Source organism: Bifidobacterium criceti, assembly GCF_002286935.1.
Classification (GTDB): domain Bacteria; phylum Actinomycetota; class Actinomycetes; order Actinomycetales; family Bifidobacteriaceae; genus Bifidobacterium; species Bifidobacterium criceti.
Genome location: NZ_MVOH01000006.1, coordinates 34,774 through 61,310, shown reverse-complemented (window position 1 = coordinate 61,310; position 26,537 = coordinate 34,774). Strand labels below are relative to the sequence as shown.

Below are 26,537 nucleotides of genomic sequence, written 5' to 3'. Positions count from 1 at the left end.
ACAGGCGTATGGCAAGGTGGAAGATGGACGATACTGACGACGTACATGATGCGCTCGAAGCGCTCGCCGCACACAACGACCGTCTACAGGCGAAGAACCACGCGCTCGCCGCGGCGCTCAAACGGGCGGGCGACGAGCTCACGAAGGCGAAATCCCAGCTCGAACGGTTCACACAGCCGCCACTCACCTTCGCGACGATGCTGCGGCTGCACACGTGCACGACCGACGACCGTGGCGTGCAGCGCGCAAGCGCCGAGGTGCTCAACGGCACGCGGCGTATGATCGTGCCGGTTGCCGCCAACGTGCCCGCGTCGCGTCTCGAACCCGGCATGACGCTCGTGCTCAGCGAGAACCTCGTTATCGTCTCGACCGCGGCGAGCGAAACGGTCGGCGCCGTGCGCACCGTCGATGAGGTGCTCGACGACGGCCGGCTCGTCGTCGCCGATGTGTCAGGCGAGCGCAGGGTCGTGCGACGTGCGCCCGATCTTGCCAGTGTGCACCTGACTGGCGCGGACAGGATCGTCATCGACCCATCGCACCATTTCGCGGTCGCGGTCCTCGCACGCGAGGAGGCGTCGCAGCTGCTCCTTGAGGAGACGCCCGACGTCACGTTCGACGACATCGGAGGACTCGACGAACAGATCGCGCGCATCCGCGACACCGTGCAGCTGCCGTTCGAACACCGCGACCTGTATGCGGCGTTCGGCCTGACACCACCGAAGGGTGTGCTGCTCTATGGGCCTCCGGGCAACGGCAAGACGCTCATCGCGAAGGCGATCGCGCACGAACTTGCGGGGCGCGACGGCGCGCACGGCGTCTTCCTCGCGGTCAAAGGGCCGGAACTGCTCAACAAATACGTCGGTGAATCGGAACGGATCATCCGACTCATCTTCGACCGCGCGCGCGAACGCGCCGCGCGCGGCGAAGCGGTCATCGTCTTCATCGACGAAATGGACGCGTTGTTGCGCATACGCGGATCAGGCGTGTCCTCCGACGTCGAGACGACGATCGTGCCACAGTTCCTTGCGGAACTCGACGGCGTCGAACGTCTTGACAACGTCATCGTCATCGGCGCGTCGAACCGTGTCGACATGATCGATCCGGCCGTGCTGCGCCCCGGACGGCTCGGCGTCAAGATCCGCGTCGACCGTCCGGATGAGACACAGGCGCTCGCGATCGTCGCGAGGTATCTGACCGCCGGTCTGCCATATGCGCCGGGCACCGATGCGGCCGCGCTCGCGCACGCGCTCGTCGACGACGTCTACCGTCGCGACGGCGCGCGTGCGCTCGCGCGCGTCACCTTCGATGACGGCGCGCGGCGCACGCTCGACCTCGCCGACGTCGTCTCGGGCGCGATGCTGCGCAATATCGTCGACCGAGTGAAGACGAACGCCGTCAAAGCGAGTGTGCGGCACAAGGACATGGCGCGGATCGACATGGGGATGGTCGCCGACGCCGTCCGTGACGAATACGAGTCGGTCCGCGATACGCTCGGCGATGTCGACGCCGCGCAGTGGGCGAAGGTCAACGCGATAGGCGGCGGCCACGTCGTCGAATTGCGGCGGCTGCCGACGGCGTATGGTGATGACGTGAATGAGGATGGCAACGAAGTGGACGATCGACGAAAGGGACGCATATGAGTGTGAAGAGGGTCATCGGCACGGAGACCGAGTATGCGGTGACCGCGGCGCACGGCAATCCCGTGCAATGGTCGTTCGATGTCATCGCGGGGGCCGCCGACGGGCGTGCACGGCGCATCCGTTGGGACTACCGTCAGGAGGACCCGGTCAACGACATGCGCGGGCGCAGGCTCGAGCGCGCGGCCGCACGTCCGGACATGCTCACCGACGAGCCGCAGCCGCATATCACGAACGTGCTCGCCGACAACGGCGGCAGGCTCTATGTGGACCATGCGCACCCCGAGTACTCGTCGCCCGAGACGACCGATCCGTTCACCGCCGTCGTCTACGACACGGCGGGCGATATGCTCATGCGGCGTGCCGCGGCGCGCGCGAACGCGGACGGCCGGGCCGACGGCACGCTGCGGCTCTACCGCAACAACGTGGACGGCAAAGGGGCGAGCTGGGGGGCGCATGAGAACTATATGATGCGCCGCGATGTGCCATTCGACGACGTCGCCGCGATGATGACGGCGCATTTCGTCACACGCCAGCAGTATACGGGTTCGGGGCGCATCGGCATCGGCGAGCGGGGGGAGCGGCCCGGTTTCCAATTGAGTCAGCGCGCCGACTACTTCCATATGAACGTCGCGCTGCAGACGACGTTCGACCGGCCGATCGTCAATACGCGCGACGAGCCGCACGCGCCCGCCGACATGCGGCGGCTGCACGTCATCGTCGGCGACGCGAACCGCATGGATGTGCCGCGCGTGCTCAAGCTCGGCACGACGAGCATGCTGCTGTGGACGCTCGAACATGCCGACGACGCAGGCATCGACATCGATGCGCGCCTCGGCGAGTTGCGTCTCGCCGACCCGGTCGACGCGATGCACCGTGTGTCGCATGACCTGACACTCGCCGAACCGCTCGCGTTGGCCGAAGGGAGCGTGATGACGGCATGGCAGATCCAGGTCATGCTCAACGCGCTCGTCTATGAGACCGCCGCGGCGGTCCATGGCGTCGATACGCGTGGCGAACCCATATGGCCGGACCGCGAGACGCGGTCGGTCATGATGATGTGGAAGCAGGCGCTTGTCGACATCGCGACGATACGCCATGCAGACGTGTGCGAACGTTTGCAAGCCGAGGGGGAGGCGTCGCGCCTCGAATGGCTCCTCAAATGGCAGATCATCGAACGCATGCGCGCCCGGTTGCATCCCGACACACCGTTCGACGAGGCGTTGCATGACCCGCGGCTCCAGATGATCGACCTCAAGTGGGCGAGCCTCGACGATGAAGGGTCGATTTTCGCGAAGCTGCGTGCGCGCACCGAACGCACGGCGTCGGATGACGAGGTCGCCGAGGCCTCGCATACGCCTCCCGAGGACACGCGCGCATGGCTCCGTGGCACGCTTGTCACGAGATGGCCCGGTCAGATCCGCGCCGCCTCGTGGACGCGTATCACGACACTCGACGATCCGGACGGTATGCAGTGGACGCTCGATATGGCCAATCCGCTCGCCTACACGCGCGAACAGTGCTCCGCGGCCGTCGCCGCCGCGGACGACATATGGGATGTGATGCGCGCGCTTGGGGCGCATCATGACTGATGGGAACGGCGCGGCGCTGCGATATGCGCGGCGAATGCCGCATGGTAAATGCAAACGTTGTACTCAATTTGGGCGTCCGTGCCACATAACCACATGGATGCCGCTATAGTGGACAGTGCGTGCCGACCGGCGGAACCGGCAAGCGCATGCGAATGACACGACCGACGAGGAACGAAGGTGTGCACACGATGACGATGGAACTGCGTGACCTTGCGATGCAGGTCGCCCGCATCGCCCAGGACGCCGGCAAACACGCACTCAGCAACCAGGTGACACCGAAGAATCTGACCGAGCTGAGCACGGCGGCCCGCGACTACTCGCGCGGACTCGAACTGGACGGGCGCCTCAGCCAGTTCATCTACAACCGGCTCACCTACGTGGACGCGTTCAACGGGCGCTGGGACGAGCGCGACGACGCATGGCACGCGGGGGACCGCTACTGGTGCATCGGCGGCATCGACGGCGTCATCAACTACACGCGCAACATGGCTGAATGGTCGGTCACCGTCTCGCTCTTCGAGTTCAACGAGTTCGGCTCCGCACAGCCGATCCTCGGTGTCGTGCACGCCCCGGCGCTGCAGCTGACCTACATCGCCGCCCGCCGCAGCGGCGCGATCCGCATGCGTACGACGCCGCTCGGCGAGAAGCGCGAGAAGATCATGCCGTCGACGACGCGCAGCCTCGACGGCTCGGTCATCGGATTTGGCATGTCGTTCAAGTCCGCCGAGGCGCGTCACGCGCTCAAGGTCGTCGGAGACATCGCCGGCCTGCCCGCCGACATGAAGCGCATCGGACCGTCGTCGCTCGACCTGTGCAAGGTCGCCGACGGCACCTACGACGCCTACTTCGAGCCGCATCTGCACAAATGGGACGTGCCGGCGCTCTCAGCCGGCGCCGTCGTGCTGTGGGAGGCGCAGGGCCAGCTGAGCAACTGGCGCGGCGACCTGATCCACTGGCGCAGCGAGAACAACCTCGTCGCAACGAACGGCCTCATCCTCGACGATCTCAAATCGTATCTCGTCGAATCCTGGGAACACGGAAACGACGAAGCGCACGACTGAACACAGGCACCGGGGCGGACACATGACGTGTCACCGGTGCATGTCCGTGCGTGCGATGCGGTAGTGTGGCAGACGACACGACAACCGTCCGACGACGAGAGGAACAGACATGCCGCAGGAACAACGGTCCCCATCGACCCAGCACGACGACACCGCAGCCGCAGAGACACGACACAAGACGACCACGCGCGCCGACGCGGGCATCGACGACCTCGACGCGATCCTCGACGACATCGAGACCGTCCTCGAGACGAACGCCGAGGAATACGTGAGCGGATTCGTACAGAAGGGCGGCGAATGATGCCCCAGCTGCACGACAGCCGCAACCGCGGGCGCGGCGACGCAGCCTCGTCCGCGCACAAGGACGGCTTCGAGCGCATCTTCGGCATCGAAACGGAATACGGGTTGAGCGTGACCGGCACGGCGCGCGCGACCGACGCCGGACAGGTCGCGATGATGATGTTCCAGCCGATCGTGCAACGTGCACGTTCAACGAACACGTATCTCGAGAACGGCTCCCGACTCTACCTCGACATCGGCTCCCACCCCGAATACGCGACCGCCGAGGCGCGCACACCGGGCGCCGCACTGCTCGCGGACGCCGCCGGCGAACACACCATGCGCGACCTCGCACTCGACACCCAACGCCGACTGCGCGACACCGTCGACCTGCACGCGACGATCCATCTGTTCAAAAACAACGCGGACAGTGCGGGCCATTCGTTCGGCTGCCACGAAAACTACCTCGTGCGCCGTGGCGTGCAGCTCAAAGCGATCGAGACGCAACTGCTGCCGTTCCTCATCACACGGCAGATCCTCACTGGCGCGGGACGGTACACGGACGGGCATTGGACCGTGACGCAGCGTGCCGCGTTCGTCGACGAGACGGTATCATCGGCGACGACACGTTCGCGTCCGATGATCAACACACGCGACGAGCCACACGCCGACCCCGAATCATTCCGTCGCCTCCACGTCATCATCGGGGATTCGAACCGTTCGCAATGGGCGACGGTGATGAAACTCGCGATGACGCACCTCGTCCTGTGCACGATGGAATGGGGCGCGCGCAGCGGTTCGCCGACAGGACTCGAACACCTCGCGCTCGCCGACCCGGTCGATGCGAACCTCGCCGTCGACGCCGACGGCGCCGACGCGTGGCTCGTGCTCGCCGACGGTACGATGATGACGGCGCTCGCGATGCAGCGGCGGATGCTCGACGCGGTCGCGACGTTCGCCGACGGATTCCATGACGAAATCGCCGCATCGTTCGACGGCGACCCGTTCATGACGCTCGACGATGTGCTCGACGAATGGAGGACGGGGCTCGACGCGCTCGCGGCACACGAATGGACGGCGCTCGCCGACCGGGTGGATTGGGCATGCAAACGGCATGTCATGGCAGGCATCGAAGCGCGTGGCGCTGTCGATCCGATGCGGATGCGGCAACTCGACCTCGACTACCACGACATCGCGAATGGTGTCCTGTACGGCTCGCTTGTGCGCCATCACAGGATGCGCGCACTGTGCACGAACGAACAGATCGAGGATGCGGTGACGACGCCGCCCCCGGACACGCGCGCCGTGCTGCGTGGCGCATTTGTCAGGCATGCGCTTGGGGCCCCGGTGACATGGGCGTGCGATTGGACGCAGCTCAAGATCACCACGCCGGTCAAGGATGAGATCATGCTTCTCGATCCGTTCGACGCGGACGGGGGCGCCCCGTTCGCGCGCATCATCAGGGAGGTCGACGCAAGCCGCGCCGCGGACAGCGCCGTATGAGCGCAGGCCGGTCGAATGGTGGCGCACCGGCCGTTGCCGTTGTGGTGCCGACGTGCGTATGACAGCGATATATGACAGACGTGGAGGGGCCCACGACCAACGTTGGTCGTGGGCCCCTCCACGTCTGTGGCATCAAGCGGCCGGATCCGTCATCCGATCATTGGCGATGGCCTGCCGGGATACCGGTCCGTTCGACGCGTGGCGCCATCCACTCAGTTCACTCAGTGACGGCCTTCTTGAGCAGCGAACCGGCCGAGATGCGCACGCCGTAGGTCGCCGGGATCTCGATGGTCTCGCCGGTGCGTGGGTTGCGGCCGGTACGGGCGGCGCGCTTGACGCGCTCGGCGGAGAAGAGACCGGTCAGCTTCAGGCCTTCGCCAGACTTCATGGCCTCGACGAATACATCCTGGAATGCATTGACGGCGGCCTCAGCCTGAGCCTTGGTCAGGTGGGACTTCTGAGCGATCTTGGTGACGAGATCAGACTTGTTGTATGCCATGTGAGCATCCTTCTTGGTTCAGGGGTTGAGCCCATTGCGCGTCTCAACCACATGTTCAGTATGAATCTTAGCGCATGAATGTGGTGAAACCGGTGTTTCTCAAGGGTTTTGAGAACTTTTTTCGCCGTTGGCACGTTCCGGGCCCCCAAATCGCGCTGAAATCAGATCAGATTGTGCCTGTCGAGCCACTTCATCGCGAGGGCACCGATCGGGATGCGCAGCCAGTAGAAGCCGAGACGGTAGACAAGCGTCGCCGAGATCGCGATCGTCGACGGCACACCGACCGCCGTGAATGCGACCGAGAGCGCCGCTTCGACGGCGCCGAGGCCGCCCGGTGTCGGCACCGCCGATCCGAGTGTGTTCGCGAGCAGGAAGATGAACGTCGTCTCGATTGGATTCGTCGAATAGCCGAAGGCCTCAAGCGCCGCCCAGAAGCCCAGGCCGGTCGACAGGTTGAGGATGAGTCCGCCCGCGGCGCTCACGGCGAGCTTCGCCGGCTGCGTGAGCGTTTCAAGCAGGCTGCGCGCGTACGACTTGACGAGCGGCAGGTATTTGTCGGTCACCTTCTTGCGGATGGGGGGAATCGCCATCGCGATCGACACGATGAGGGCGACGGCGGCGATGACGATGATGAGTGTGTTCGTCGGCACCATGCTCGACAACGAGTTGCGGCCGGTGAAGATGCCGATGACGATGAGCAACACGACGGTGACCGCCGCCTGCACGGCCCACACCGCGCTCATGATCGCCGTCGCGACGGTGTTGCGGTAGCCGCTTTTGCGCAGGAACTGCAGGTTGACGAACGCCGGGCCGATGCCGGCGGGCATCGAGACGGCCGTGAATCCGGCGGCCATCTGCGAGAACAGGATGCCGAGCGGATGGCGGTGGTCACGGTCGATGAAACCGCCGAGCGAGACCGCCGAACCGACCCATGCGAGGAAGCTGAACAGCAGCACGACGATCGCCATCCAGATGTTCGCGTCGCGTGCAGCCTTGATCATCTCGCTCGGGTTCATCTGGGTGACGACGACGAACACGGCGACGACAAGCAGTGCGATCGCGAAGAACGACCGTGCGCTGAAGCGTGAGAGCGTGACCTGTTCGAGCGATTCGGAGACCTCTTCGGGGGCAAGCGCACCCATCGACTTGCGTAGGTCCTCGAGGAGCGTCTTGTTCCATCCTTCGAGCGTGCGCGTGGATGCGGGCACGGCCGCCTTCTGCACGAAAGGTATGAGGTTGACGAGTGTTTCGTCGTCCCATGCGCGCCGCGCGAGCGCGACGGTGCGGTCGATGCCGATGAGTGCGGCGAACAGCGCGAGCATCTGCACTTTGTCCAATGAGACATTCGCCGAGGAGCTCGCGTCGTCGCCGTTCTGCCAGCCCGCGATCACGGGTGTGCCCTGTTGTGTGCGCGCGAGGACGTCGGACGTGATGCGCCGGTGCGTGTAGCCGCGCCGGTGCGCGCGTTTGAGGTACGTCATGTATCCGAGGACCATGTCGTCGTCGAGTTTCCCGGTGTCGGTCGTGTGCAGTGCCGACGCATGGTCGAGGACGAGGATTGACGATTCGCCCGCGTCGACGACGCCGTATGGGCGCATCGATGGCAGACTGAGGTTGCGCAGCCCAAGGAGCATCGCGAAATGGTGGTGCGTCGCGCTCACGGCGGAGCGGTCATGGCGCACGGCGACGCCGCTCAGGCGGATGAGCTGCCAGAGCTGGTTGAGGTAGCCGGTCACATGCAGCTGGTTGTCGAGGACGGAGACGACACACTCATGGCCGTCCTGTGTGCGGCATGTATAGATGCGTGAGTTCTCGACGAGGTCATCCTCAAGTGACGTGTGCAGGATGCCGTTGTGTGTGTCGTCGGCGTCGCGCAGCCGCAGTTCGCGCGGTGCGAGTCCGATCTGGCGCAACGCCGATACCACATGCACACCCCACGCGCCGGAGTTCGGTGTGCCGATCGCGAAACGGATGACAAGACCGACGATCCTGCCGACGCATATCGACACGATGACGCCCGGTACTGAATTCCACGAGCTGATGATGAGCAGGATCGCGCCGACAAGGAGCACGTTCCAACCCCATTTGACGGTCGAACGCATGCGCCGTGGTCCAGCGACCGTCAGGAACGCGCTGATCGCCGCATAGAAATCAGGCAGGAGCGATGTGCCGGTGTGGGTGCCGGTCGACAGCAACGAGTTGACGAGGATCGCCGAACCGTGTGTCGACAACAGGTATGAGACGCCCCATACGGCGCCGAAGCCGAGGATGAGTCCGCCGACGGAGCATGCGGATTGCAGCCATTCGCGGTTGATGACGAGTTGGATGAGCACGCTGACGACGGCGAACAGCACGATGAGCTGCTGCAGGAACGACGCAGGGACGTCAAGGAGCCATTCGAGCGCGCGCGCTGCCGTGTGCGCGTCGCTTTCGACACCGCTTGTGATGCCGCGCAGATAGACGGCGAACACGATGATGAGCACACCGAGGATGAGCGCGGCGGCGGCATGGATGAGGTCGGAGAAGACATGCGTGCGTTTCGGCTCGATGTCCGCGATGACGACGTCATCGGGGGCCGCCCGTCCGCCGGACTCCGGCCGGGGCTGCTGCGTTTCCTGTTGAGATGCTTGCATCGACGTCCTTCTCCTACGTGGGACGGGGGATGACGGCCTTTGGCTGCCTGTCCTGTCTGTCTTCGAACCCTACCCATTCTAGAGGAGCATGTGCCAAAGCGCCTTGCATATGACATGAAGATGGTTCAGGGCATACGAAAACCGCCGCCACGGACCCTGGCAGGCGGCCATGGGTGCGCGGCGGCGGATGGAGGCCTGTAGGCCGGCGGCCGGTCAGTGGTCGAACGCGACGAGCTTCGCGGCATCGCCGACGTATGTCGCCGGTGTGAGCGCCTTGAGTCGCGCCGCGGTCGCATCATCGAACGCGAGGGAATCGATGAACGCCTCGACGTCATGCTGGCTGATCTCATGGCCGCGCATGAGCTCCTTGACCTTCTCGTAGGGCTTCTCCATGCCGGGTAGGCCTGCGAGCTCGCAGGCGCGCATCGCCGTCTGGATCGGCTCGCCGAGCACCTCCCAGTTCGAGTCGAGCTCACGGTCAATGACGATCGTGTTCGGATGGATTGACTTGAGGCCGCCGAGTAGGTTGGCCAGTGCGAGGACCGAATAGCCGATTGCCGATCCGATGTTGCGCTGCGTCGTCGAATCGGTCAGGTCGCGCTGCCAGCGGGATTCGACGAGCGTCGCTGCGAGCGTGTCGAGCAGCGAGCACGAGATCTCGAAGTTCGCCTCCGCGTTCTCGAAACGAATCGGGTTGATCTTGTGCGGCATCGTCGATGAGCCGGTCGCGCCCTTGACAGGCACCTGCGCGAACACGCCGCGCGAGATGTACATCCACACATCGACGCACAGATTGTGCATGATGCGGTTCGCATGGCTCATCGTGCCATAGAGCTCGGCCTGCCAATCATGCGATTCGATCTGCGTCGTCAGTGGGTTCCACGTCAGGCCCATGCGTTCCTCGACGAACGTGCGCGACACGTCGATCCAATCCACATCGGGAATCGCGGCGAGATGGGCGCCGAACGTGCCCGTTGCGCCATTGATCTTGCCAAGGTACTGCTGCGCGCGCACATGGGAGATCTGGCGGTTCAGACGGTACACGTAGACGGCGAGCTCCTTGCCGAGCGTCGTCGGCGTCGCCGGCTGCCCATGCGTGAGCGACAGCAGCGGCATGTCCTTGTAGCGTTCCGCCTGTTCGGCGAGCAGGTCGACGATTGCATCGATCCCCGGAAGCCAGACACGTTCTACGGCGTTCTTGACGCAGCGCGCCGTCGACAGGTTGTTGATGTCCTCGCTCGTGCATGCGAAATGCACAAGCGTCTTGAGACCGGTCAGCTGCGTCTCGTGCCCGAGTATGTCGGCGGCCTTGTCGAGCTGGTCGTCGATGTAGTATTCGACGGCCTTGACGTCATGATGCGTCACGGCTTCATGCGCGGCATGCTGTGCGATGCCCTCGGCGCCGAACTCCTCGGGGATCGCACGCAGGAACGCCTGCTCCTGTTCGGTGAGCGGCTCGACGCCCGGGACGATCGGTTGCCAGCCGTTGCCGGCATAGCCGTTGGCGAGCATGATCATCCATTCGACTTCGACGCGCATGCGCTCGCGGTTGAGCGCCGGTTCGCTGAGATACTCGACGAGTTCGGCGGTCTGGGCATGGTAACGGCCATCGAGCGGGGTGAGCGCGATGGCGGGGGAGATGTCGGTAAGCTTCATGTCATTCACTCTACGCAAGGCCGTGAACGCATGGCCCATCCGTCTCACGGATGTGCCATGCGCCGTGCGCCGGCTCGTCACCGGTCCTCATCACCCCGGTCGCCGATGCGGCCCTGCCAGTATGACGTCCCTTGGTATTCTCCGGCGATCGTACGGCGGAAATGGTCGTCATGGCGTTCGAGTGCAGGCGTGCCGAGTTGCGCCGCGCTCGCATACGCGGCCTCATGGTAGGCGAGGTCGTGGGTGAGCCCGGACGGCCCCTCGGCGATGTCGACGGCGCTTGACGCGAGCAGGCGGTCGTCATCTTCATGCGCGAGGCTGCCCCGCACGGTGAGCCAGCGGCCCTGTTCCGGGTTCGCCGCCCCGTCAAGCGCCGCGACAAGTTCGTCGTCCATTTCGACGCTCGTCACCCATGTGCCCTTCGCGACCGGATGGTTCGCGATCGGCGACCCGGCCGTGACGACATGCCCGACTGTGAATTCGTCCGTGTAGTCGCTCGCGATCGTCGCCGCGATGATGCCGCCTTGTGAATGACCGATGAGCGCGACCGGATCGCCGCACGCGACACCGGCACGGCGCATCGCCTCGGCGACGAAGCGTGCGCTGTCCGCGTGCGCGCGCTCCGTCGCGTCGTCGCTCATCAGCTCGACGTTCTGCTCCCATCCCAATGGCGAATCCGCCTGCCCGTCGGTGCCGGGGATCGTGACGAGCCATGCGTTCGTGCCATCCGCACGCGCATACCGTGAAATGGCGATTGTCGCATAGGACAGTCCGCTGCGTGCTGTATCCGCGTTCGCACGGCCAAGCCCGCGCAGGTCATGCAGCGCCGTCGCGGTGTTGTCGGCGTATCCGACGGGTGCCGTCAACGCATGCACCTGTCGGATGGTGAGCCGTGAGCCTTGCACGAGGTCGTTGGCCGGGGCGCTTATTGCGGTGATCCGGCCAGCCGCGGCGGCGACGCCCGAACCGTTCCTCATGATCGTATCGAGCGGGGACGCGCCCGACATCCTGTCGCCAATGCCGGCGAGCAGGCCCTCCTGCATCCATGAGGTCGCATGGGACATATGCGCGACGCCGAACGTGCCTTCCGTCGCATAGCCGTATCCAGCGCCGAACAGTCCCATGCCCAAGCCGATGACCGACATCGCGAGCGGATCGGCTTTCGCAAGCAGTTGCACGACCTTCGTTGTACGGGCGCGGTTCCTTGATTCCGCGGCGTTGTATATGCCCCACGCCCGGGCGACGAGGTCGGCGAGACGGCCGCATTCATCGGCGAGGCGGCGCACCATCACGCCAACGTCGTTGCATGCGTCGACCGCACACGCGATCCGGTGCATGAGCATATCCGCGTCACCGTCCGGGGCGTGCATGGATGGTGTGGACGTGGGCAGTGCGGTCGCGGGGAAGCGCACGCTTACATCCATCCTTCGTGACGAAAGCGCGCACGCCGTGCGTGTCCACCGTGCCGCGCACGCCGTGAGCACGTCATGCTGGCTCGCGAGTGTGCGATGGGCGTGCAGGTAGGCGCCGTCATCGGCGACGCCGAAGGATCCCCCATGGACTGATGAGGTCACGTATCGTGTCATATCGTCCCCTGACCGAACAACATCGCCGGTGCGACGTCGCCTTGCGCACGGACGATGGCCGCCTGTGTACGCAACGCGCGGATGCGCTCGCGGTAGAGTTCGCCTGCCGGCCCATGCCATGCGTCGATCCGCACCATGGCGGTTGTGCGCAGCAGGTCGTCGAGTGCAGTGTCGCATTCATGTGCCATGCGCTGCATGAGCGCATGGCAGTCGCGCATGACCGCGAGGAGTGCTTGCGCGCGTGTCGTGTCAAAAGCCGCGGCCGATCCCGGGACAAGGGTGGAGCCGGCTGCGATGAGCATGCGTACTGGCCGTCGTGCATGCCATCCTCCGGCCGTGGATGTGGTCAACGGTGTGATGTGGTGTGTCGTATCCATGCTCCCATTGGACGCCATCGGCACGATCCGCGTCCAATGATGTAGCCCTCTGTGACCGGAACGTGGGCTCGGTCCCATCGTGTGGACGACACGGCGCGTTATCCACAGCGGCGGTTATGCACACCGGTTGTGGAAGGGGCCCGGTCCATCCACATGACGTGGATGGACCGGGCCCCTTCCACAGGAGAAGATTTTGCGCCGTCACCACGGTTTGGCGTCCTGGCTGCCTGCTGTGCCGGCGTCCTGTCCGCGTTTGCCGTTGTTCGACGTCGTTTCCTCATCGCTGTTCGTTGTCTCGTTGTTCTTGAGCAGCTCCTCAAGCTTGCGCCGTTCCTGGTCGTTGAGCGCGGGGTCGCCGGTACGGTCCGCATCCGCGGTCGATGTGCCGCCGGAGGATTGCGGGCCGTCCGCCTTGCCATCCTCATCGATCTGGTGTGCAAGGCGTTCGGTGAGCGTTTTCGACACGGCCGCGTTCGCTTCAAGGGAGGATGCAAGCTGCGGCAGGAGCGCCGCCTTCGAACCGAGGAGGGTGTCGTAGCGCGCATCGGTCTGGCGTTGCTGGGTGAGCAGCCGTTTGAGGTCGGCGTCCGGTTTGCCGGCTTCGTCAATCGTGCGCGTGAGTGTCGCGGCGAGTGATGCGCCGTCATGCGCGGCATGGATGTTCCAAGCCGACCAGACGGCCGCGGCGAGCGCGGCGACGGCCATGATGATGAGGATGACGCGCACGGCGAGCGGCGTGCGCGAATGTGTGCCATCCGCGCCGCCGCGGGCGGCATGTGATGTCTGTGTCACGGCAAAAGCCTCCTTGACTGGCCGAACCATGCGCCGACCTCCCACGCCAGTACGGCGAGCAAGATGAACACGAGCGGCCAGACGACCGGTGTGATGCGCACGCGTTCCTTGTGCGTCGTCGTCGAACGCCACTGTTTCGATTCGGCCGTGATCCCCGCGTCGACGGCCGTGCCGCCGTCCGCGGTGAACAACGCCGTGCCGCTGAGTTCGTCGGCGATCGATTCGATCTGCCCTTTGTCCATGACCGACACGCCCGATTGCCCGGTCGCCGGATCGATGACCCATGCGCCATCGCCGTCCGTGCCGTCGACATCGGAACGTGGCACTTTGCCGCCTGACTCGGTGCCGACGCCGATGACGCATGCGTCGTCGATGTACCGGCGCAGCGACGAGAACGTCCGCCGTGATGTCGGGATCGTCTGCTCACCGTCGGTGATCAGATACAGCACGATGCGGTCGTCGGGGTGTGCGTCGCGTATTGACTTGAGTGTGAGCAGCAGCTGGTCGATCGCGGCGTCCGCCGACGACCCCGCCGAGGCCGAGGTCGGTTCGGTGCGCAGCGCCGACGCCCAATGGTCGATCGCCGCCGCATCCGGCGTGAGCGGCACATCGAGCGTTCCCGACGCGCCGAAGCTGACGGCCGCGAAACTTGAGTTCGCATACTGCTTCGTGATGTCGTCAATCGCGTCCTTCGCCGCGTCGATGCGGCTTATGCCACTGTGCGCGCCGTAGGTCGCGTCGCCGACACCCATCGAACCGGTGACGTCGGTCGCGATGACGACGTCGGTCGCGTTCACGGCGCGGCTTGTCGTCGTCGTCGCGATGCTCGGCGTCAACGCGATCACCGCGACGAGCACACATATGATGACGCGTCTGACGCACATGCCGACCGTCTCGTCGCTCGCGCCGCGCCTGCGTACATGGAGCACAACGACCGCGGCCGCGCACACGGCCATGGCCACGGCGAGCGCGGATCCGGCGACCCATCCGGGCGCCGGGGCAAACGTGAACGTGTTCATCGCCTCAACCTCCAAGCCACAAGCAGCCATGCGCCGACGAGCACGGCGAGCGCGAGCGTCCACCATCCGGGCGCGTCGGTCCATGCCGCACGGTCGTCGGTGTCGACGTCCTTCGTCTGCCGTTCGTCGATCGAACGCACGAGCCCATCGACCGAATCACCGTTCGACTGGGTGAGGAACACGCCGCCATGCTGTTCGATGAGGGTGCGCATGCGCGCCGTCTGCTCGTCGCCTTCGCTTTCCTTCGGCCCCGAGAACAGGCCGTCGACGGTGATGCCGGCCTTCGACGTCATATCGAGCGCCTCCTCGAGCGTGTACGTCGGCGTGCCCGATACGACATTGTCGGTCGCGAGCACGATCGACGCGTCACGGTCCATGTCCTGCTGCGACCTGCCATAGGAGAAGCCGGGCAGCATCGCCGCGCAGCTGACGAGGCCATCCCCGATGAGGCTCGTCGCGTTCTTGCGGTTCTGCGTGCCGGCAAGCCAATCGGAAACCTGCTGGTACTGTTCGTCGCTCATATCGTCGATATTGTCCTGCGAGGCGACGCCTTCAAGGAGCGTGCTCGCCTCGTCGAGTTCACGACTGACCATCGCGTAGTCGTCGGTGAGCGGGAACACCGTGCGCGAAGTCGAGTTGAAGATGCTCATGCCGATGCGTTCACCCTGGAACCGTTCGACGAGCGAACGGTAGGTATCGATCACCTCGCGGTCGTAAGGCAGTGCGGAACCCGAGACATCGAGGCACAGCACGATATCGCGCGTCGCGCTGCGCTCATGTTGCGCATCCACATGCGTCGGGCGTGCCGTGAACGCGCACGTGACGGTGAGCGCGGCGACGAGGAGCGCGGCCGCCGTACGGCCGAGCCTACGCCACAGACGCATGAGCCGTGCGCCCTCATCGGTTTTCAGGTCGTCGTCGATGCCGAATGCCTCGGCGGCGTCGGCATCATCCCGCCGTGCGTTGAGCCAGAAGGCGAGTGCGCCCACGGCGATTGCGGCGGCCACGGAGACCGCAGCGGCCCATGGCCATTGCCAATGCAGCATGTTCAGCGCCACCTTTCGACGAGGTCGGCGACCCAGCCGGCCGCTTGCGCGACCGATGCGCTGTGCGCCTGCGGATGGTCGTCATCGGCGAATTCCGGCGGGTAGAGCGCTGCGATCGTCATCCGCAGCGCATCCCAGTTGTCCGTATTGCCCGTGCGTGGCTCATGTTCGAGGTCGCGCAGCGTGCGCGTCGCGAGCGGTCGCCCCGAACGGGCCGACGCGAACGCACGAGCGAGCGCCGCGAGCTCGCTGTAGGCTTCGTCCGCAGTGATGCGGTGTGTGTCGTGGTCATGCACGACCGCATCGATGCGCGCGAGCCACGTGCGCTTGTCGGAACCCTCGGCGTGCGCGCCTTGCGTGGGTGTGCGCGCCTTGCGCGGACGCGACAACACGACCGCGCACACGATGCACACGACCGCGATGACGGCCGCGGCACCGCAACACGCCCATAGCATCGTGGAAACGTCCGGGGCCGGTTGGACATGCAGATCGTCGGATTGCACGGCGAGCGAGGAGAGCGTATCGGCATCGGTGTTCATCGGACGTCTCCTTCCGTGCGCGTGCGCAGCAGCGAAGCGCCGCCCGGCGTACCGAAGCGGCTCAATGAGATGAGCCGGACGAAATCCGTGAACATCGCCTCGCTTGAATCGGCGTGAATGAACCTCGAACCGCAGCGCGAAAGCTCTTGGCGCAATGCGGAGACAAGATAGGAACGGTGCGTCGCGACCTCGTCGGAGAGCGTGCGGCGTCTGAGGAACGCGGGCACACGCCGGCCGCTCGCGCCGTCGACGACGTGTGCGCCGCGCCGGCCGGAAACCGGTTCGTCGGCGAAGGGATTGATTGTGCCGACATCGATGACGACGAGCGGATGCGTCTGCGCGATGCGCCGTATGCGGCGCAGCTGTTCGACGTCGAGCGCCTCGGCGTTCGTCGCGAGCACGATGAGCGCATGGCTTTCCCTCAACCGGACCGCGTAATCGAGGAGTGCCCCGATGTTGCGCGGCTGCGACCATGTGCGGTCGAGCGCGGTGTCGATCGTGCGTTCGAATTGCGCGAGGCCGCCATGGAACGGGACGCGTGTGATGCGCGACGCGTCACCAAGGACAAGGGAGATATCGTCGCTGCGGCGCAGCGTGAGCGCCGCGAACATGCACAACGCGTTCGCGGCGACCGCCCATGCGCGTTCACCGGACGGGCATGTGGCCGTCATCTCGCGTCCAGTGTCCATGAGCAGATAGACACGGCTGCTTGACAGGCGCTCGCGTTGGACGACCATCGCGCGCCCGGAACGGGCGCTGATCTTCCAGTCGATCTGCCGCGCCTCATCACCGGTCTCATAGGCGCGCACGTCGAGCAGGTCGTCGTTGCCGCCGCGTCGCCTCGAACGGTGTTCGCCTTCGAGGATGCCGAGCGCACGGTCGACCGTCGGCAATGACATCGAGGCGCCGAGCGCCTCGATGCGGCGGCGTACGCGGGCTTCGGTCGCGGACGCGTCGATCATGGAACCGGGACCGCCTTGACGATGCTGTCGACGATCTGGTCGGCGGTCATGCCGTCGGCGAGCGCCTCGAACGTCAGCAGGATGCGGTGGCGCAGCACTTCGTGGACGAATCGTTTGACATCCTCGGGGATCACGTAATCGCGGCCGGCCATGAGCGCCGCTGCCTGCCCGATGCGCACGAGCGCGATCGACGCGCGTGGCGAGGCGCCGAGACGGACACGTGAGGAAAGGCCCTGGACCGGTTTCGTACCGCCGCCACGGGACGTGTCGGCGATATCGACGGCGTAGCGCATGATCGCGTCGGACACATGCACGCGGCGTGCGGCGGAGCGCAGGAATTCAACGTCCTGGATCGAGATGACGTCGGGGGTCACGGCCGTCGGGTCGATCGTGTCGGAACCGCGGCGCGTGAGCATCGCGAGCATCGCGACCTCCTGATCGGTCGTCGGATACGTCATGACGGCCTTCATCATGAAGCGGTCCATCTGCGCTTCGGGCAGGTTGAACGTGCCCTCCTCCTCGATCGGGTTCTGGGTCGCGATGACCATGAACGGCTTCGGCAACGGGATGCGCTGGCCTCCGATCGTCGTCGCGCCTTCGGCCATCGCCTCGAGCATCGCGGACTGTGTCTTCGCGTTCGAACGGTTGATTTCGTCAAGCAATACGAAATTCGCGTGAATCGGGCCGATCTGCGTCGAGAAGCGCTGCGTCGAGAAATCGAAGACCTGCGTGCCCACGAGGTCGGAAGGCATGAGGTCGGGTGTGCATTGGACGCGCTTGAACGTGCCGGACACCGACGTGGCGAGCGTCTGCGCGGCGGTCGTCTTCGCGAGTCCCGGAACGGATTCGATGAGGATATGGCCGCCCGCGACGAGCGTCGTGATGAGTGATTCGCGCAGATTGTCCTGCCCGACGAGTGTGTCGGAGAAACGGTTGCGGATGCGCGCGACGAGTTGCTGCGCGCGCGCCGTATCCTGCGCGGCCGGCGCGTTCGGCCTGGCGGCGGCTGGCGGCGCGGCCGGCGGCATCTGCGGTTGCTGTTGGAACAAGGCCATGGCTTGCACTCTTCCGTAGTTCGTGGGTTTGCTTTCGACTGCACATTGTACTTGCCGTGCTTGAACGCGTCGGTGGGTGAACATCCATGGATGCATGTATAGGGCATGTGCGGGGCGCCGGGAGGCGGCCTAGAGCGACCAGTCGACCGGGGAGGCTCCCATCGATTCGAGCGCGGCGTTCGCGCGCGAGAACGGATGCGAGCCGAAGAACCCACGTGATGCGGACAGCGGGCTCGGATGGGCCGACGCGATGATGAACGCGTTCGACAGCAGTGGCGCGAGTGTCTGCGCGTTGCGTCCCCACAGGATCGCGACGAGCGGCAGCGGCCTGCCGTGGTCGTCGACGCGCGCGTTGAGCGCCTTGACCGCCTCGTCGGTGACGGGGCGCCAGCCTTTGTCCTGATGGCTGTTCGGATGGTGCGCCTCGACCGTCAGGCTTCTGTTGAGGAGCATGACGCCGCGTTCGGTCCACGGCGTCAGGTCGCCGTTGCGGGGCGGCGGCACATGCAGGTCGTCCTGCAGTTCCTTATATATGTTGATGAGGCTCTTCGGCAACGGTCGCACGTCCGGGGCGACCGAGAAGCTCAGGCCCACGGGATATCCCGGTGTCGGATACGGGTCCTGCCCGACGATGAGCACCTTGACGTCGCGGAACGTGGGTGTGCGGAACGCGCGCAGGATGTCATGGGGTGCAGGGAGGATCTGCTTGCCCTGCGCCGCCTGCTCGCCAAGGAAGTCGCCCATCCGGTGGATCTGCGGTTCGACGGGTGCGAGCGCTAGCGCCCATTGCGGGTCGATCGATTCGTTCAACGGTTTGCATTGCCTTGCCATACGGCCTTAGGGTACCCGCACAGGTGCCGTTGCGGCGTGCCCAGTGTGTTCGTTATAGTGAATGGCGGGAACGTCATGCGCGTATGCCTGTGCATGGCATGCGGCGCGACGTACATCAGACACGGAAGGACCACTATGGCTCGCAAGGACAGTGAGGGGTACGATTCCTACCCGAAGGACGCCTACGACGATCCGCCCGAGGGGCCGGTCGGCGTGCACAGGGGCGCGCGTTCGCTCGGCGTGAGGCTCACGCCGTTCGCCATCGTCATCGTCGCGGCGGCCGCCGCCGGCGTACTGTTCTGGAGCATCTTCTCCGGCGAGGCCGCGAACATGTTCCGGCGGCACGACTCCGCCGCCTCCCAAAGCTCGAGCGCCCAGGTCGCGCAGACGACGCAGGCCACGGGCGACGAGAGCTCCGCATCCACGTCGGCGTCGGAGTCCTCGGCGGCGTCCGAATCATCCTCCCCGGTGGAAAGCGCTTCGCCGTCGCAGTCGCCTTCCGCATCCGAGTCGTCGACGCCCGAGGAATCGCAGCAAGTCAACATGAACGCCGCGATAAGCGTCGTCAACGGCTTCGGAGGAGATGGCGCCGCTGGAGCAAAGGTGGACGTGCTTAAAGCTGCCGGCTTCGGCAACGCCACGGCGACGAATCCCGACGGCAAGCCGCTTCCGGGGCAGACCGTCGTGTGGTACCAGAACGACGCCGACCTCGCGACCGCGCAGCAGGTCGCCAATACGCTCGGCATCGCGACCGTCGAACAGAAGGACGGCATCAGCGAGCCGATCGTCGTCGTGCTTATGCAGTGAACGCCCGCTCCGGCATCCCGCGCCCAACGGGGCCGTGTCCGTTTCCCTGACAGGGAAACGGACACGGCCCCGGCTGTTTTTGGGGCAATACCCGTAACTGTCTCATATTTGGTCGATATGGCGTGTCCAAGACGGCATGGGTGACTACACTGTAATCCGGTTACGGTTCGACGCCCGATGATTGGGGACGTTTTAGGTCACGGGTCGCGCTGCCGTGGCTTTCATGGTTTGGCTAAAGAAAGAATTAGGGAAATGACACAGGGAACCGTCAAGTTCTTCAGTGCGGGAAAGGGATATGGATTCATCACTCCTACGGATGGCGGCGATGACATCTTCGTGCATTATTCGGTCATCCAATCGGATGGATTCCGCACACTGCACGAAGGGGACACCGTCGAATACGAAATGGAGGACACGCCGAAGGGGCTTCGTGCGAAAAACGTCTCGGTCGTGAAATAGCCGTTTCCTGCCGACGCTCCATCCCAGACACAAAGCCGGACAGGCCTTCCCGAACCGCTTCGCCTCGGGAAAGCCTTCCGGTTTTCCCATCCCTGTCGACATGGCGAAGCTTGCTTGGGTGTCCATACGGGCGGTCGTCCGTCTTGCCCACAGCGCAATGCACCGCATGTCGTGTTGGCACTCGACGGGTGAGAGTGCTAATCTGCCATGTAGCACTCGGGCGATGGGAGTGATCGCCGAAAGCTGACGGTCGGCTGTCCGCTTCCATGATCCGGGTGATGTCGTAATGACGTATCTATCCCATAGTGGAGGAACATATGGCAAAGATCATTGAATATGACGAGGAAGCGCGCCAGGGCATGCTGGCCGGTCTCGACAAGCTCGCGGACACCGTCAAGGTGACGCTCGGACCGAAGGGGCGCAACGTCGTGCTCGACAAGACGTACGGCGCGCCGACGATCACGAACGACGGCGTCTCGATCGCCAAGGAGATCGACCTTGAGGATCCGTTCGAGCGCATCGGCGCCGAACTCGTCAAGGAAGTCGCGAAGAAGACCGACGACGTCGCAGGCGACGGCACGACGACCGCGACTGTGCTCGCGCAGTCGCTTGTCCACGAAGGACTTAAGAACGTCGTCGCCGGTTCGAACCCGATCGCGCTGCGCCGTGGTATCGAGAAGGCTTCGGACGCGATTGTCAAGGAACTCGTCGCATCGGCGAAGCCGGTCGAGACGAAGGACCAGATCGCCGCGACCGCGACGATTTCGGCCGCTGATCCGGAAGTCGGCGAGAAGATCGCCGAAGCGCTCGACAAGGTCGGTCAGGACGGCGTCGTGACCGTCGAGGACAACAACCGCTTCGGCCTTGACCTCGAGTTCACCGAGGGCATGCGTTTCGACAAGGGCTACATCTCCCCGTACTTCGTCACGAACGCCGAAGACCAGACGGCCGTGCTCGACGAGCCGTACATCCTGCTCACGAGCGGCAAGGTCTCGTCGCAGCAGGACGTCGTCCACATCGCCGAGCTCGTCATGAAGACCGGCAAGCCGCTGCTCATCGTGGCCGAGGACGTCGATGGCGAGGCGCTGCCGACGCTCATCCTCAACAACATCCGCGGCACCTTCAAGTCGTGCGCCGTCAAGGCCCCGGGCTTCGGCGACCGCCGCAAGGCGATGCTGCAGGACATGGCGATCCTCACCGGTGGCCAGGTCGTCTCCGAGGAGATCGGCCTCAAGCTCGATTCCGTCGACCTGTCCGTCTTCGGTACCGCGAAGAAGGTCATCGTCTCGAAGGACGAGACGACAATCGTCTCCGGCGGCGGTTCGAAGGAGGACGTCGAGGCACGTGTCGCGCAGATCCGCGCCGAGATCGACAACACCGACTCCGATTACGACCGTGAGAAGCTCCAGGAGCGTCTCGCGAAGCTCGCCGGCGGCGTCGCCGTCATCAAGGTGGGCGCCGCGACCGAAGTCGAGGCCAAGGAACGCAAGCACCGCATCGAGGACGCGGTGCGCAACGCGAAGGCCGCGATCGAGGAGGGCCTTGTGCCCGGTGGCGGTGTCGCGCTCGTGCAGGCCGCAGCGAAGGCCGAGAAGGACGTCAAGCTCGACGGCGACGAGGCGACCGGTGCCGCGATCGTCTTCGGCGGCATCGAGGCTCCGCTCAAGCAGATCGCCGACAACGCCGGCCTGTCCGGTGACGTCGTGCTCGACAAGGTGCGTTCGCTGCCCGAAGGCGAAGGCTTCAACGCCGCGACCGACACCTATGAGGACCTCATGGCCGCTGGCGTCACCGACCCGGTCAAGGTCACGCGTTCCGCGCTGCAGAACGCCGCGTCGATCGCCGGTCTGTTCCTGACGACCGAAGCGGTCGTCGCGAACAAGCCGGAGCCGGCCCCGGCCGCAGGCGCGAACCAGGACATGGGCTACTGATCGGATGACAGGCGATCGCGCCGGACTTGGCCGGTGTAATGACCGCTCCCGACATTGATCGACGAAGGTCCCGTCTCCCCACCAGAGAGACGGGACCTTCGTCGTTATCGCGATTCTGGGTGCTGCGGCGCATATGCGCAACAGTGCTCAGCCGGCGCTGAAAAGCCGCGCTGCCGCATGCTCGGCGTCCGCGTATACGGTCGACGCCTGCGTGAGCGCCTGCTGGATCGATTCAAGCGAGCGTTCCATCTGCTGTTGCGCGGCACGCCATTGTGTGGCGAGCGCCGTGAACTGCGCCGCGGCGCCTCCGTGCCAGCAGTCCTGCAATGCGTTGAGGTTCGCATACATGCCGTTGACGGCTTCCCTGATTCGGGCGACCGATGAGCACACGGCCGCGCTCGACGCCTGGATGCGTTCCGAATCGACTTGGTATTGGGGCATCGTCCTTGTCCTTTCCGATATGGGTTTTCAGTTGTCTGTGGAACACCGGAAGGCATGTGACCGCCGCCCGGTACTGTGGAATATATGACGATGCGAATCGAGAACCAAGCGGAAACGACACCTGTGTACGGACGGTCCGGTTATCCACAATTCACGGCAGGCATAATCAGCGTCACCGCTCGCCGATGCGTGACACTCGTGCTCGCGTTCATGCTCGCTGTGGCGATGGCCGGCACCGGCATGGCGCGCACCGCATTCGCCGATGACCCTACACCGTCGCCGGCGGCGTCCCAGCCGGCATCCGATGCGGATGCGATTGACGCCAACGGCGGCTACATCCTCGACACGCAGAACCTGCTCGGCAACGACATGGCGAAGGTGTCCGATGCGATCACACGCACCCGCGAACAGACGGGTGTCCAAGTCCGTCTCATCTATGTCGACTCATTCAATTCGACCGAATCCCCGGACGCATGGGCGCGTGAGACGCTCAAATCGCTCGATCCGGCTCCGAACACCGTCCTGCTCGCCGTCGCGACGAACGACGGCAACCTCGCCGTCGTCGTCTCTCCCGATTCCGACGAATGGCTGCGCAGCCAGCAAAGCGTCGACGCGCTCTCCGAGGCGGCGTCCGCGCCACTCACCGGCGTCAAGGCGGGGGAAAGCCCCGATTGGGCGAAATCGGCGATCGACATGATGGATGTCATCCAAAGGGAGAAGAGCACGTCCACGTCGCAATCGGCGGTCATGATCGGCATCATCGCGCTCATCGCGGTGGTGGCGGTCGCCGCGGTCGCCGTCGGTGTCGTCATCGTCATACGCCGCCGCAAGGAAGTCGACACCGATGCCGCAACATCCGATATGGGCATGACCGCGAACGGTGCGACGGACCTCGCAACGGAGACGAGGGCGGACGATGCGGACGCGGCGATCAACGATGCGGATATGGCTGCGGACGATGCGGCTGCGGATGATACGGATCCGCATGTGGCATACAAGCAATGAGCACTCTATCTCACAGCGCACATTCAGGAAACGTTCAGTGTCCGAGGACATGATGGTCGGTATGAATGCGAGCAAAGGTATTGAAGCGAAAATCGTCGTCGTCGACGACGAACCCTCCATCCGTGAACTGCTTGTCGCCTCGCTGCATTTCGCAGGCTACGAAGTCGAGACGGCGGCGTCTGGCTCGGAGGCGATCGAAGTCATCGAGCGCACGAAACCGGATCTGATCATCCTCGACGTCATGCTGCCGGACATCGACGGATTCACCGTCACACGCCGCATCCGCCAAGAGGGCATCGACGCGCCCGTCCTCTTCCTGACCGCACGCGACGACACGCAGGACAAGGTCATGGGGCTGACGGTCGGTGGCGACGACTACGTGACGAAACCGTTCAGCCTTGAGGAAGTCGTCGCGCGCATCCGCGCGATCCTGCGCCGCACGCGCGAACAGGTCGAGGACGATCCGATCATTCGCGTCGGCGACCTTGAGATCAACGAGGATTCGCATGACGTGACGCGCGCCGGACAGACGATCGACCTAAGCCCGACCGAATACAAGCTGTTGCGCTACCTCATGGACAACGAGGGGCGCGTGCTGTCAAAGGCGCAGATCCTCGACCACGTCTGGCAATACGACTGGGGCGGCGACGCGGCGATCGTCGAATCGTACATCTCCTATCTGCGCAAGAAAGTCGACGACCTCGAAGTGACGGACGAGGACGGCACGAAGCACAAGGTGCAGCCGCTCATCGAGACGAAGCGCGGCATCGGCTACATGATTCGCGTCCCGCGCAGCTGACGGCCGGCGGCGGCGCGCGCCGAACGGATACATGAACATGCAGGACATGCATCGGAGGACATGAGATGACGGAGCATGGCACCGGTGGCGGGACAAGCGTGCCCGCCCCGGCGCGTACGGCGCGAGACGGACGCAAGGGACTGCTCGCCCATGTCTCGTTGAGCGCGAAACTCGTCGCATCGATCATCGTACTGTTGTCGGTCGGCACCGTATGCATCTCGCTCGCGATCACCCAACTCGTCAACAACTACATGACGCAGCGCACCGACAACCAGCTGCTGCAGCAGGCCGACCTCGTGTTTCGCAACACGGCGCTCCTCAACAGCAAGGCGAACCCGACGAATCCGATGATCAGCTACTATGTGCAGGCCTACGACGCGCATACCGGCACATCGACGATCCTGCTCCAGCCGGTCTACAAGGACGGCGTCGTCTCCCGGCCCGATCTGCCGACCGATGGGAGCCTCGACGGCCACGAACTCGCGAAGCCGTACACGACGCCGGCGATCGTCGACACGTCGAACACGACGCGCACGCCCGACCATGCGACGATGACGATGGCCGAATACCCATGGCGTGTCGTCGCGCTGCGTTGGATCAGTGAGGATGCGAACGGCATCCAACACAACCGTGGCATCATCTACATCGGACTATCGCTCGGCAACCAGAGCGACATGATCGACAACCTCACGAAATTCTGCGTCATGGTGAGCATCGCCGTAGTCATGCTCGGCGGCGTCGTGAGCGCGCTCCTCGTGCAACGCACACTCGAACCGCTCAAACGCATCGAGAAGACGGCTGCGAAGATCGCGTCGGGCGACCTGTCGCAACGTATCCCGCCGGCGCCCGAAGGCACCGAGATCGGTTCGCTCTCACGTTCGCTCAACCTCATGCTCGCACAAATCGAACGCAGTTTCCGGCAGCAGCAGATGACGACCGACAAGATGAAACGGTTCGTCTCCGACGCGAGCCATGAGCTGCGCACGCCGCTCGCGGCGATCCACGGCTATGCCGAACTGTACAAGATGCAGCGTGGTGCGGGAGACGGCGAGCACGCGCTTGAGCTCGCCGACGACTCGATCGACCACATCGAGGCGTCGAGCGCGCGCATGACCGTGCTCGTTGAAGACCTGCTGTCACTTGCGCGGCTCGACGAGGGACGTGGCATCTCGATCACGCAGCATGTCGATTTCGGCGCGGTCATCGCCGATTCCGCGAGCGATCTGCACGCGCTCGACCCGCAACGAGAGATCCGCACGGGTGTCATCGGACTCGATTTCGACGATCCCATCCACCCGAAGTTCACGATGACCGCGGGTGCGCTGCCGAAGGTCACGCTTGTCGCCGACGGTGCGCGTCTGCAGCAGGTCGTCACGAACATCGTCGGCAACATCCACCGGTACACGCCGCAGGATTCGCCCGTCGAACTCGCGCTCGGCGTGATCGGCGCGTCGATGGGCGCGGACGAGCTCACGCAACTGCCGCCCGACGGCGATTCGATCGCCCATGTGCTGCACGCCGCGCTCATGTACACGAAGACGAATCACGGGGCCGCCTTCGCCGTAGCCCGCTTCGTCGACCATGGGCCGGGCGTCCCCGCCGAATCGCGGTCGAGGATCTTCGAGCGCTTCTACACGGCCGACCCTTCGCGGGCACGTCTCAAAGGCGGCACAGGCCTCGGCATGGCAATCGCGCAATCGGTCGTCAACGCGCACCATGGCTTCATATGCGCGACCGAAAGCGAAGGCGGCGGTCTGACGCTCACGATCATCCTGCCGCTCACGCCGAATGGCGAAGCGCATGGGGGCGCACATGCCGACCTGGAGCCGGCGGCCGTCGCGAACCCCGCGGCCGTTGCAGATCCGACGGACCATGCGAAAGACGGCAGGAAAACAGAGCGGAAAGCCGACAGGAGAGGTGGCCGGACCAAGCCGTGACGATGTCGGCGTACGGCGCTGGCGTGCCGTACGCCGACATCGAACGCAGACATTCGACGGATGCGCGGCATGTGCGGTAGAATGAACCTTT

24 protein-coding genes are annotated in these 26,537 nt (G+C 64.8%); 11 read left to right on the top strand and 13 right to left on the bottom strand.

Annotated features, from left to right (window positions below; all coding sequences use genetic code 11):
• Positions 1–23 precede the first annotated feature (23 nt).
• The 5 genes from arc to B1526_RS01960 all read left to right on the top strand — a co-directional run bounded on the left by arc (position 24) and on the right by B1526_RS01960 (position 6,072).
• Complete coding sequence (gene arc, locus B1526_RS01980) at positions 24–1,640, top strand: proteasome ATPase (RefSeq protein WP_235606986.1); 1,617 nt, start codon at positions 24–26, stop codon at positions 1,638–1,640.
• Positions 1,637–3,229, top strand: coding sequence for a depupylase/deamidase Dop (gene dop / locus B1526_RS01975; protein WP_095614455.1), 1,593 nt, complete (start codon positions 1,637–1,639; stop codon positions 3,227–3,229). The genes arc and dop overlap by 4 nt, the downstream gene beginning before the upstream one ends.
• 188 nt (positions 3,230–3,417) lie before the next feature.
• Positions 3,418–4,290, top strand: a complete 873-nt coding sequence (locus B1526_RS01970) for an inositol monophosphatase family protein (RefSeq protein WP_407640986.1) — start codon at positions 3,418–3,420, stop codon at positions 4,288–4,290.
• Positions 4,291–4,399: 109 nt separating this feature from the next.
• Entirely contained in the window at positions 4,400–4,591 is a 192-nt protein-coding gene (locus tag B1526_RS01965) for a ubiquitin-like protein Pup (RefSeq protein WP_095614454.1), read from the top strand.
• A complete protein-coding gene (locus tag B1526_RS01960) occupies positions 4,591–6,072 on the top strand; it encodes a proteasome accessory factor PafA2 family protein (RefSeq protein WP_095614680.1) in 1,482 nt (493 codons plus the stop codon). The genes B1526_RS01965 and B1526_RS01960 overlap by 1 nt, the downstream gene beginning before the upstream one ends.
• Positions 6,073–6,289: 217 nt before the next feature.
• Here the strand turns inward: B1526_RS01960 and B1526_RS01955 are convergent, their stop codons facing one another.
• From B1526_RS01955 to B1526_RS01900, 12 genes are all read right to left on the bottom strand, one after another.
• A complete protein-coding gene (locus tag B1526_RS01955) occupies positions 6,290–6,571 on the bottom strand; it encodes an HU family DNA-binding protein (protein WP_022857750.1) in 282 nt (93 codons plus the stop codon).
• A gap of 161 nt (positions 6,572–6,732) precedes the next feature.
• Positions 6,733–9,204, bottom strand: coding sequence for a lysylphosphatidylglycerol synthase transmembrane domain-containing protein (locus B1526_RS01950; protein ID WP_095614453.1), 2,472 nt, complete (start codon positions 9,202–9,204; stop codon positions 6,733–6,735).
• Positions 9,205–9,417: 213 nt separating this feature from the next.
• The gene (purB, locus tag B1526_RS01945) at positions 9,418–10,860 is read right to left on the bottom strand and encodes an adenylosuccinate lyase (RefSeq protein WP_095614452.1); all 1,443 of its coding nucleotides are present in this window, start codon (positions 10,858–10,860) and stop codon (positions 9,418–9,420) included.
• A 77-nt stretch (positions 10,861–10,937) separates the two neighbouring features.
• On the bottom strand, positions 10,938–12,434 hold the full coding sequence (locus B1526_RS01940; RefSeq protein ID WP_235606985.1) for an esterase/lipase family protein: 1,497 nt from the start codon (positions 12,432–12,434) through the stop codon (positions 10,938–10,940).
• An 8-nt stretch (positions 12,435–12,442) separates the two neighbouring features.
• Positions 12,443–12,823 carry a hypothetical protein gene (locus B1526_RS01935; RefSeq protein ID WP_133088402.1) on the bottom strand — a complete coding sequence of 127 codons (381 nt, stop codon included), beginning with the start codon at positions 12,821–12,823 and terminating at the stop codon, positions 12,443–12,445.
• Between the two features lie 201 nt (positions 12,824–13,024).
• Positions 13,025–13,615 carry a DUF6466 family protein gene (locus B1526_RS01930; RefSeq protein ID WP_095614449.1) on the bottom strand — a complete coding sequence of 197 codons (591 nt, stop codon included), beginning with the start codon at positions 13,613–13,615 and terminating at the stop codon, positions 13,025–13,027.
• Complete coding sequence (locus B1526_RS01925; protein WP_095614448.1) at positions 13,612–14,634, bottom strand: vWA domain-containing protein; 1,023 nt, start codon at positions 14,632–14,634, stop codon at positions 13,612–13,614. Before B1526_RS01925 ends, B1526_RS01930 begins: the two co-directional genes overlap by 4 nt.
• Positions 14,631–15,680 carry a vWA domain-containing protein gene (locus tag B1526_RS01920; protein WP_095614447.1) on the bottom strand — a complete coding sequence of 350 codons (1,050 nt, stop codon included), beginning with the start codon at positions 15,678–15,680 and terminating at the stop codon, positions 14,631–14,633. Before B1526_RS01920 ends, B1526_RS01925 begins: the two co-directional genes overlap by 4 nt.
• A 2-nt stretch (positions 15,681–15,682) precedes the next feature.
• Positions 15,683–16,219, bottom strand: a complete 537-nt coding sequence (locus tag B1526_RS01915) for a hypothetical protein (protein WP_095614446.1) — start codon at positions 16,217–16,219, stop codon at positions 15,683–15,685.
• The gene (locus B1526_RS01910; RefSeq protein WP_095614445.1) at positions 16,216–17,181 is read right to left on the bottom strand and encodes a DUF58 domain-containing protein; all 966 of its coding nucleotides are present in this window, start codon (positions 17,179–17,181) and stop codon (positions 16,216–16,218) included. The genes B1526_RS01915 and B1526_RS01910 overlap by 4 nt, the downstream gene beginning before the upstream one ends.
• Positions 17,178–18,236, bottom strand: coding sequence for an AAA family ATPase (locus B1526_RS01905; RefSeq protein WP_095614444.1), 1,059 nt, complete (start codon positions 18,234–18,236; stop codon positions 17,178–17,180). The genes B1526_RS01910 and B1526_RS01905 overlap by 4 nt, the downstream gene beginning before the upstream one ends.
• Before the next feature lie 129 nt (positions 18,237–18,365).
• Complete coding sequence (locus B1526_RS01900) at positions 18,366–19,067, bottom strand: uracil-DNA glycosylase (protein WP_095614443.1); 702 nt, start codon at positions 19,065–19,067, stop codon at positions 18,366–18,368.
• 135 nt (positions 19,068–19,202) lie between these two features.
• Here B1526_RS01900 and B1526_RS01895 point away from each other — a divergent pair, with 135 nt between their 5' ends.
• The 3 genes from B1526_RS01895 (at position 19,203) to groL (ending at position 22,264) form a co-directional block, all read left to right on the top strand.
• Positions 19,203–19,874: an Ig-like domain-containing protein gene (locus B1526_RS01895; RefSeq protein ID WP_095614442.1), complete on the top strand. Its 672-nt coding sequence runs from the start codon at positions 19,203–19,205 to the stop codon at positions 19,872–19,874.
• Positions 19,875–20,126: 252 nt separating this feature from the next.
• Positions 20,127–20,333, top strand: coding sequence for a cold-shock protein (locus B1526_RS01890; RefSeq protein ID WP_095614441.1), 207 nt, complete (start codon positions 20,127–20,129; stop codon positions 20,331–20,333).
• Between the two features lie 317 nt (positions 20,334–20,650).
• A complete protein-coding gene (gene groL / locus B1526_RS01885; protein WP_095614440.1) occupies positions 20,651–22,264 on the top strand; it encodes a chaperonin GroEL in 1,614 nt (537 codons plus the stop codon).
• 147 nt (positions 22,265–22,411) lie between these two features.
• On the opposite strand, the gene B1526_RS01880 is transcribed toward groL, so the two are convergent.
• Entirely contained in the window at positions 22,412–22,705 is a 294-nt protein-coding gene (locus B1526_RS01880; protein ID WP_095614439.1) for a WXG100 family type VII secretion target, read from the bottom strand.
• Positions 22,706–22,789: 84 nt separating this feature from the next.
• Here B1526_RS01880 and B1526_RS01875 point away from each other — a divergent pair, with 84 nt between their 5' ends.
• The 3 genes from B1526_RS01875 to B1526_RS01865 all read left to right on the top strand — a co-directional run bounded on the left by B1526_RS01875 (position 22,790) and on the right by B1526_RS01865 (position 26,446).
• Complete coding sequence (locus B1526_RS01875; protein WP_095614438.1) at positions 22,790–23,710, top strand: TPM domain-containing protein; 921 nt, start codon at positions 22,790–22,792, stop codon at positions 23,708–23,710.
• A 61-nt stretch (positions 23,711–23,771) separates the two neighbouring features.
• The gene (locus tag B1526_RS01870; protein ID WP_095614679.1) at positions 23,772–24,509 is read left to right on the top strand and encodes a response regulator transcription factor; all 738 of its coding nucleotides are present in this window, start codon (positions 23,772–23,774) and stop codon (positions 24,507–24,509) included.
• A 65-nt stretch (positions 24,510–24,574) separates the two neighbouring features.
• Complete coding sequence (locus B1526_RS01865) at positions 24,575–26,446, top strand: sensor histidine kinase (RefSeq protein WP_095614437.1); 1,872 nt, start codon at positions 24,575–24,577, stop codon at positions 26,444–26,446.
• Positions 26,447–26,537: the final 91 nt, after the last annotated feature.

Excerpts from the sequence above, each read along its gene's own strand:
- dop (WP_095614455.1), top strand. The coding sequence starts at position 1,637 with ATGAGTGTGAAGAGGGTCATCGGCACGGAGACCGAGTATGCGGTGACC.
- B1526_RS01955 (WP_022857750.1), bottom strand. The coding sequence starts at position 6,571 with ATGGCATACAACAAGTCTGATCTCGTCACCAAGATCGCTCAGAAGTCC.
- B1526_RS01950 (WP_095614453.1), bottom strand. The coding sequence starts at position 9,204 with ATGCAAGCATCTCAACAGGAAACGCAGCAGCCCCGGCCGGAGTCCGGC.
- B1526_RS01880 (WP_095614439.1), bottom strand. The coding sequence starts at position 22,705 with ATGCCCCAATACCAAGTCGATTCGGAACGCATCCAGGCGTCGAGCGCG.
- B1526_RS01925 (WP_095614448.1), bottom strand. The coding sequence starts at position 14,634 with ATGAACACGTTCACGTTTGCCCCGGCGCCCGGATGGGTCGCCGGATCC.
- B1526_RS01870 (WP_095614679.1), top strand. The coding sequence starts at position 23,772 with ATGAATGCGAGCAAAGGTATTGAAGCGAAAATCGTCGTCGTCGACGAC.
- B1526_RS01965 (WP_095614454.1), top strand. The coding sequence starts at position 4,400 with ATGCCGCAGGAACAACGGTCCCCATCGACCCAGCACGACGACACCGCA.
- B1526_RS01900 (WP_095614443.1), bottom strand. The coding sequence starts at position 19,067 with ATGGCAAGGCAATGCAAACCGTTGAACGAATCGATCGACCCGCAATGG.
- purB (WP_095614452.1), bottom strand. The coding sequence starts at position 10,860 with ATGAAGCTTACCGACATCTCCCCCGCCATCGCGCTCACCCCGCTCGAT.
- B1526_RS01970 (WP_407640986.1), top strand. The coding sequence starts at position 3,418 with ATGACGATGGAACTGCGTGACCTTGCGATGCAGGTCGCCCGCATCGCC.
- B1526_RS01895 (WP_095614442.1), top strand. The coding sequence starts at position 19,203 with ATGGCTCGCAAGGACAGTGAGGGGTACGATTCCTACCCGAAGGACGCC.
- B1526_RS01905 (WP_095614444.1), bottom strand. The coding sequence starts at position 18,236 with ATGGCCTTGTTCCAACAGCAACCGCAGATGCCGCCGGCCGCGCCGCCA.
- B1526_RS01875 (WP_095614438.1), top strand. The coding sequence starts at position 22,790 with ATGACGATGCGAATCGAGAACCAAGCGGAAACGACACCTGTGTACGGA.
- B1526_RS01865 (WP_095614437.1), top strand. The coding sequence starts at position 24,575 with ATGACGGAGCATGGCACCGGTGGCGGGACAAGCGTGCCCGCCCCGGCG.
- B1526_RS01910 (WP_095614445.1), bottom strand. The coding sequence starts at position 17,181 with ATGATCGACGCGTCCGCGACCGAAGCCCGCGTACGCCGCCGCATCGAG.
- arc (WP_235606986.1), top strand. The coding sequence starts at position 24 with ATGGACGATACTGACGACGTACATGATGCGCTCGAAGCGCTCGCCGCA.
- B1526_RS01915 (WP_095614446.1), bottom strand. The coding sequence starts at position 16,219 with ATGAACACCGATGCCGATACGCTCTCCTCGCTCGCCGTGCAATCCGAC.
- groL (WP_095614440.1), top strand. The coding sequence starts at position 20,651 with ATGGCAAAGATCATTGAATATGACGAGGAAGCGCGCCAGGGCATGCTG.
- B1526_RS01920 (WP_095614447.1), bottom strand. The coding sequence starts at position 15,680 with ATGCTGCATTGGCAATGGCCATGGGCCGCTGCGGTCTCCGTGGCCGCC.
- B1526_RS01960 (WP_095614680.1), top strand. The coding sequence starts at position 4,591 with ATGCCCCAGCTGCACGACAGCCGCAACCGCGGGCGCGGCGACGCAGCC.
- B1526_RS01935 (WP_133088402.1), bottom strand. The coding sequence starts at position 12,823 with ATGGATACGACACACCACATCACACCGTTGACCACATCCACGGCCGGA.
- B1526_RS01890 (WP_095614441.1), top strand. The coding sequence starts at position 20,127 with ATGACACAGGGAACCGTCAAGTTCTTCAGTGCGGGAAAGGGATATGGA.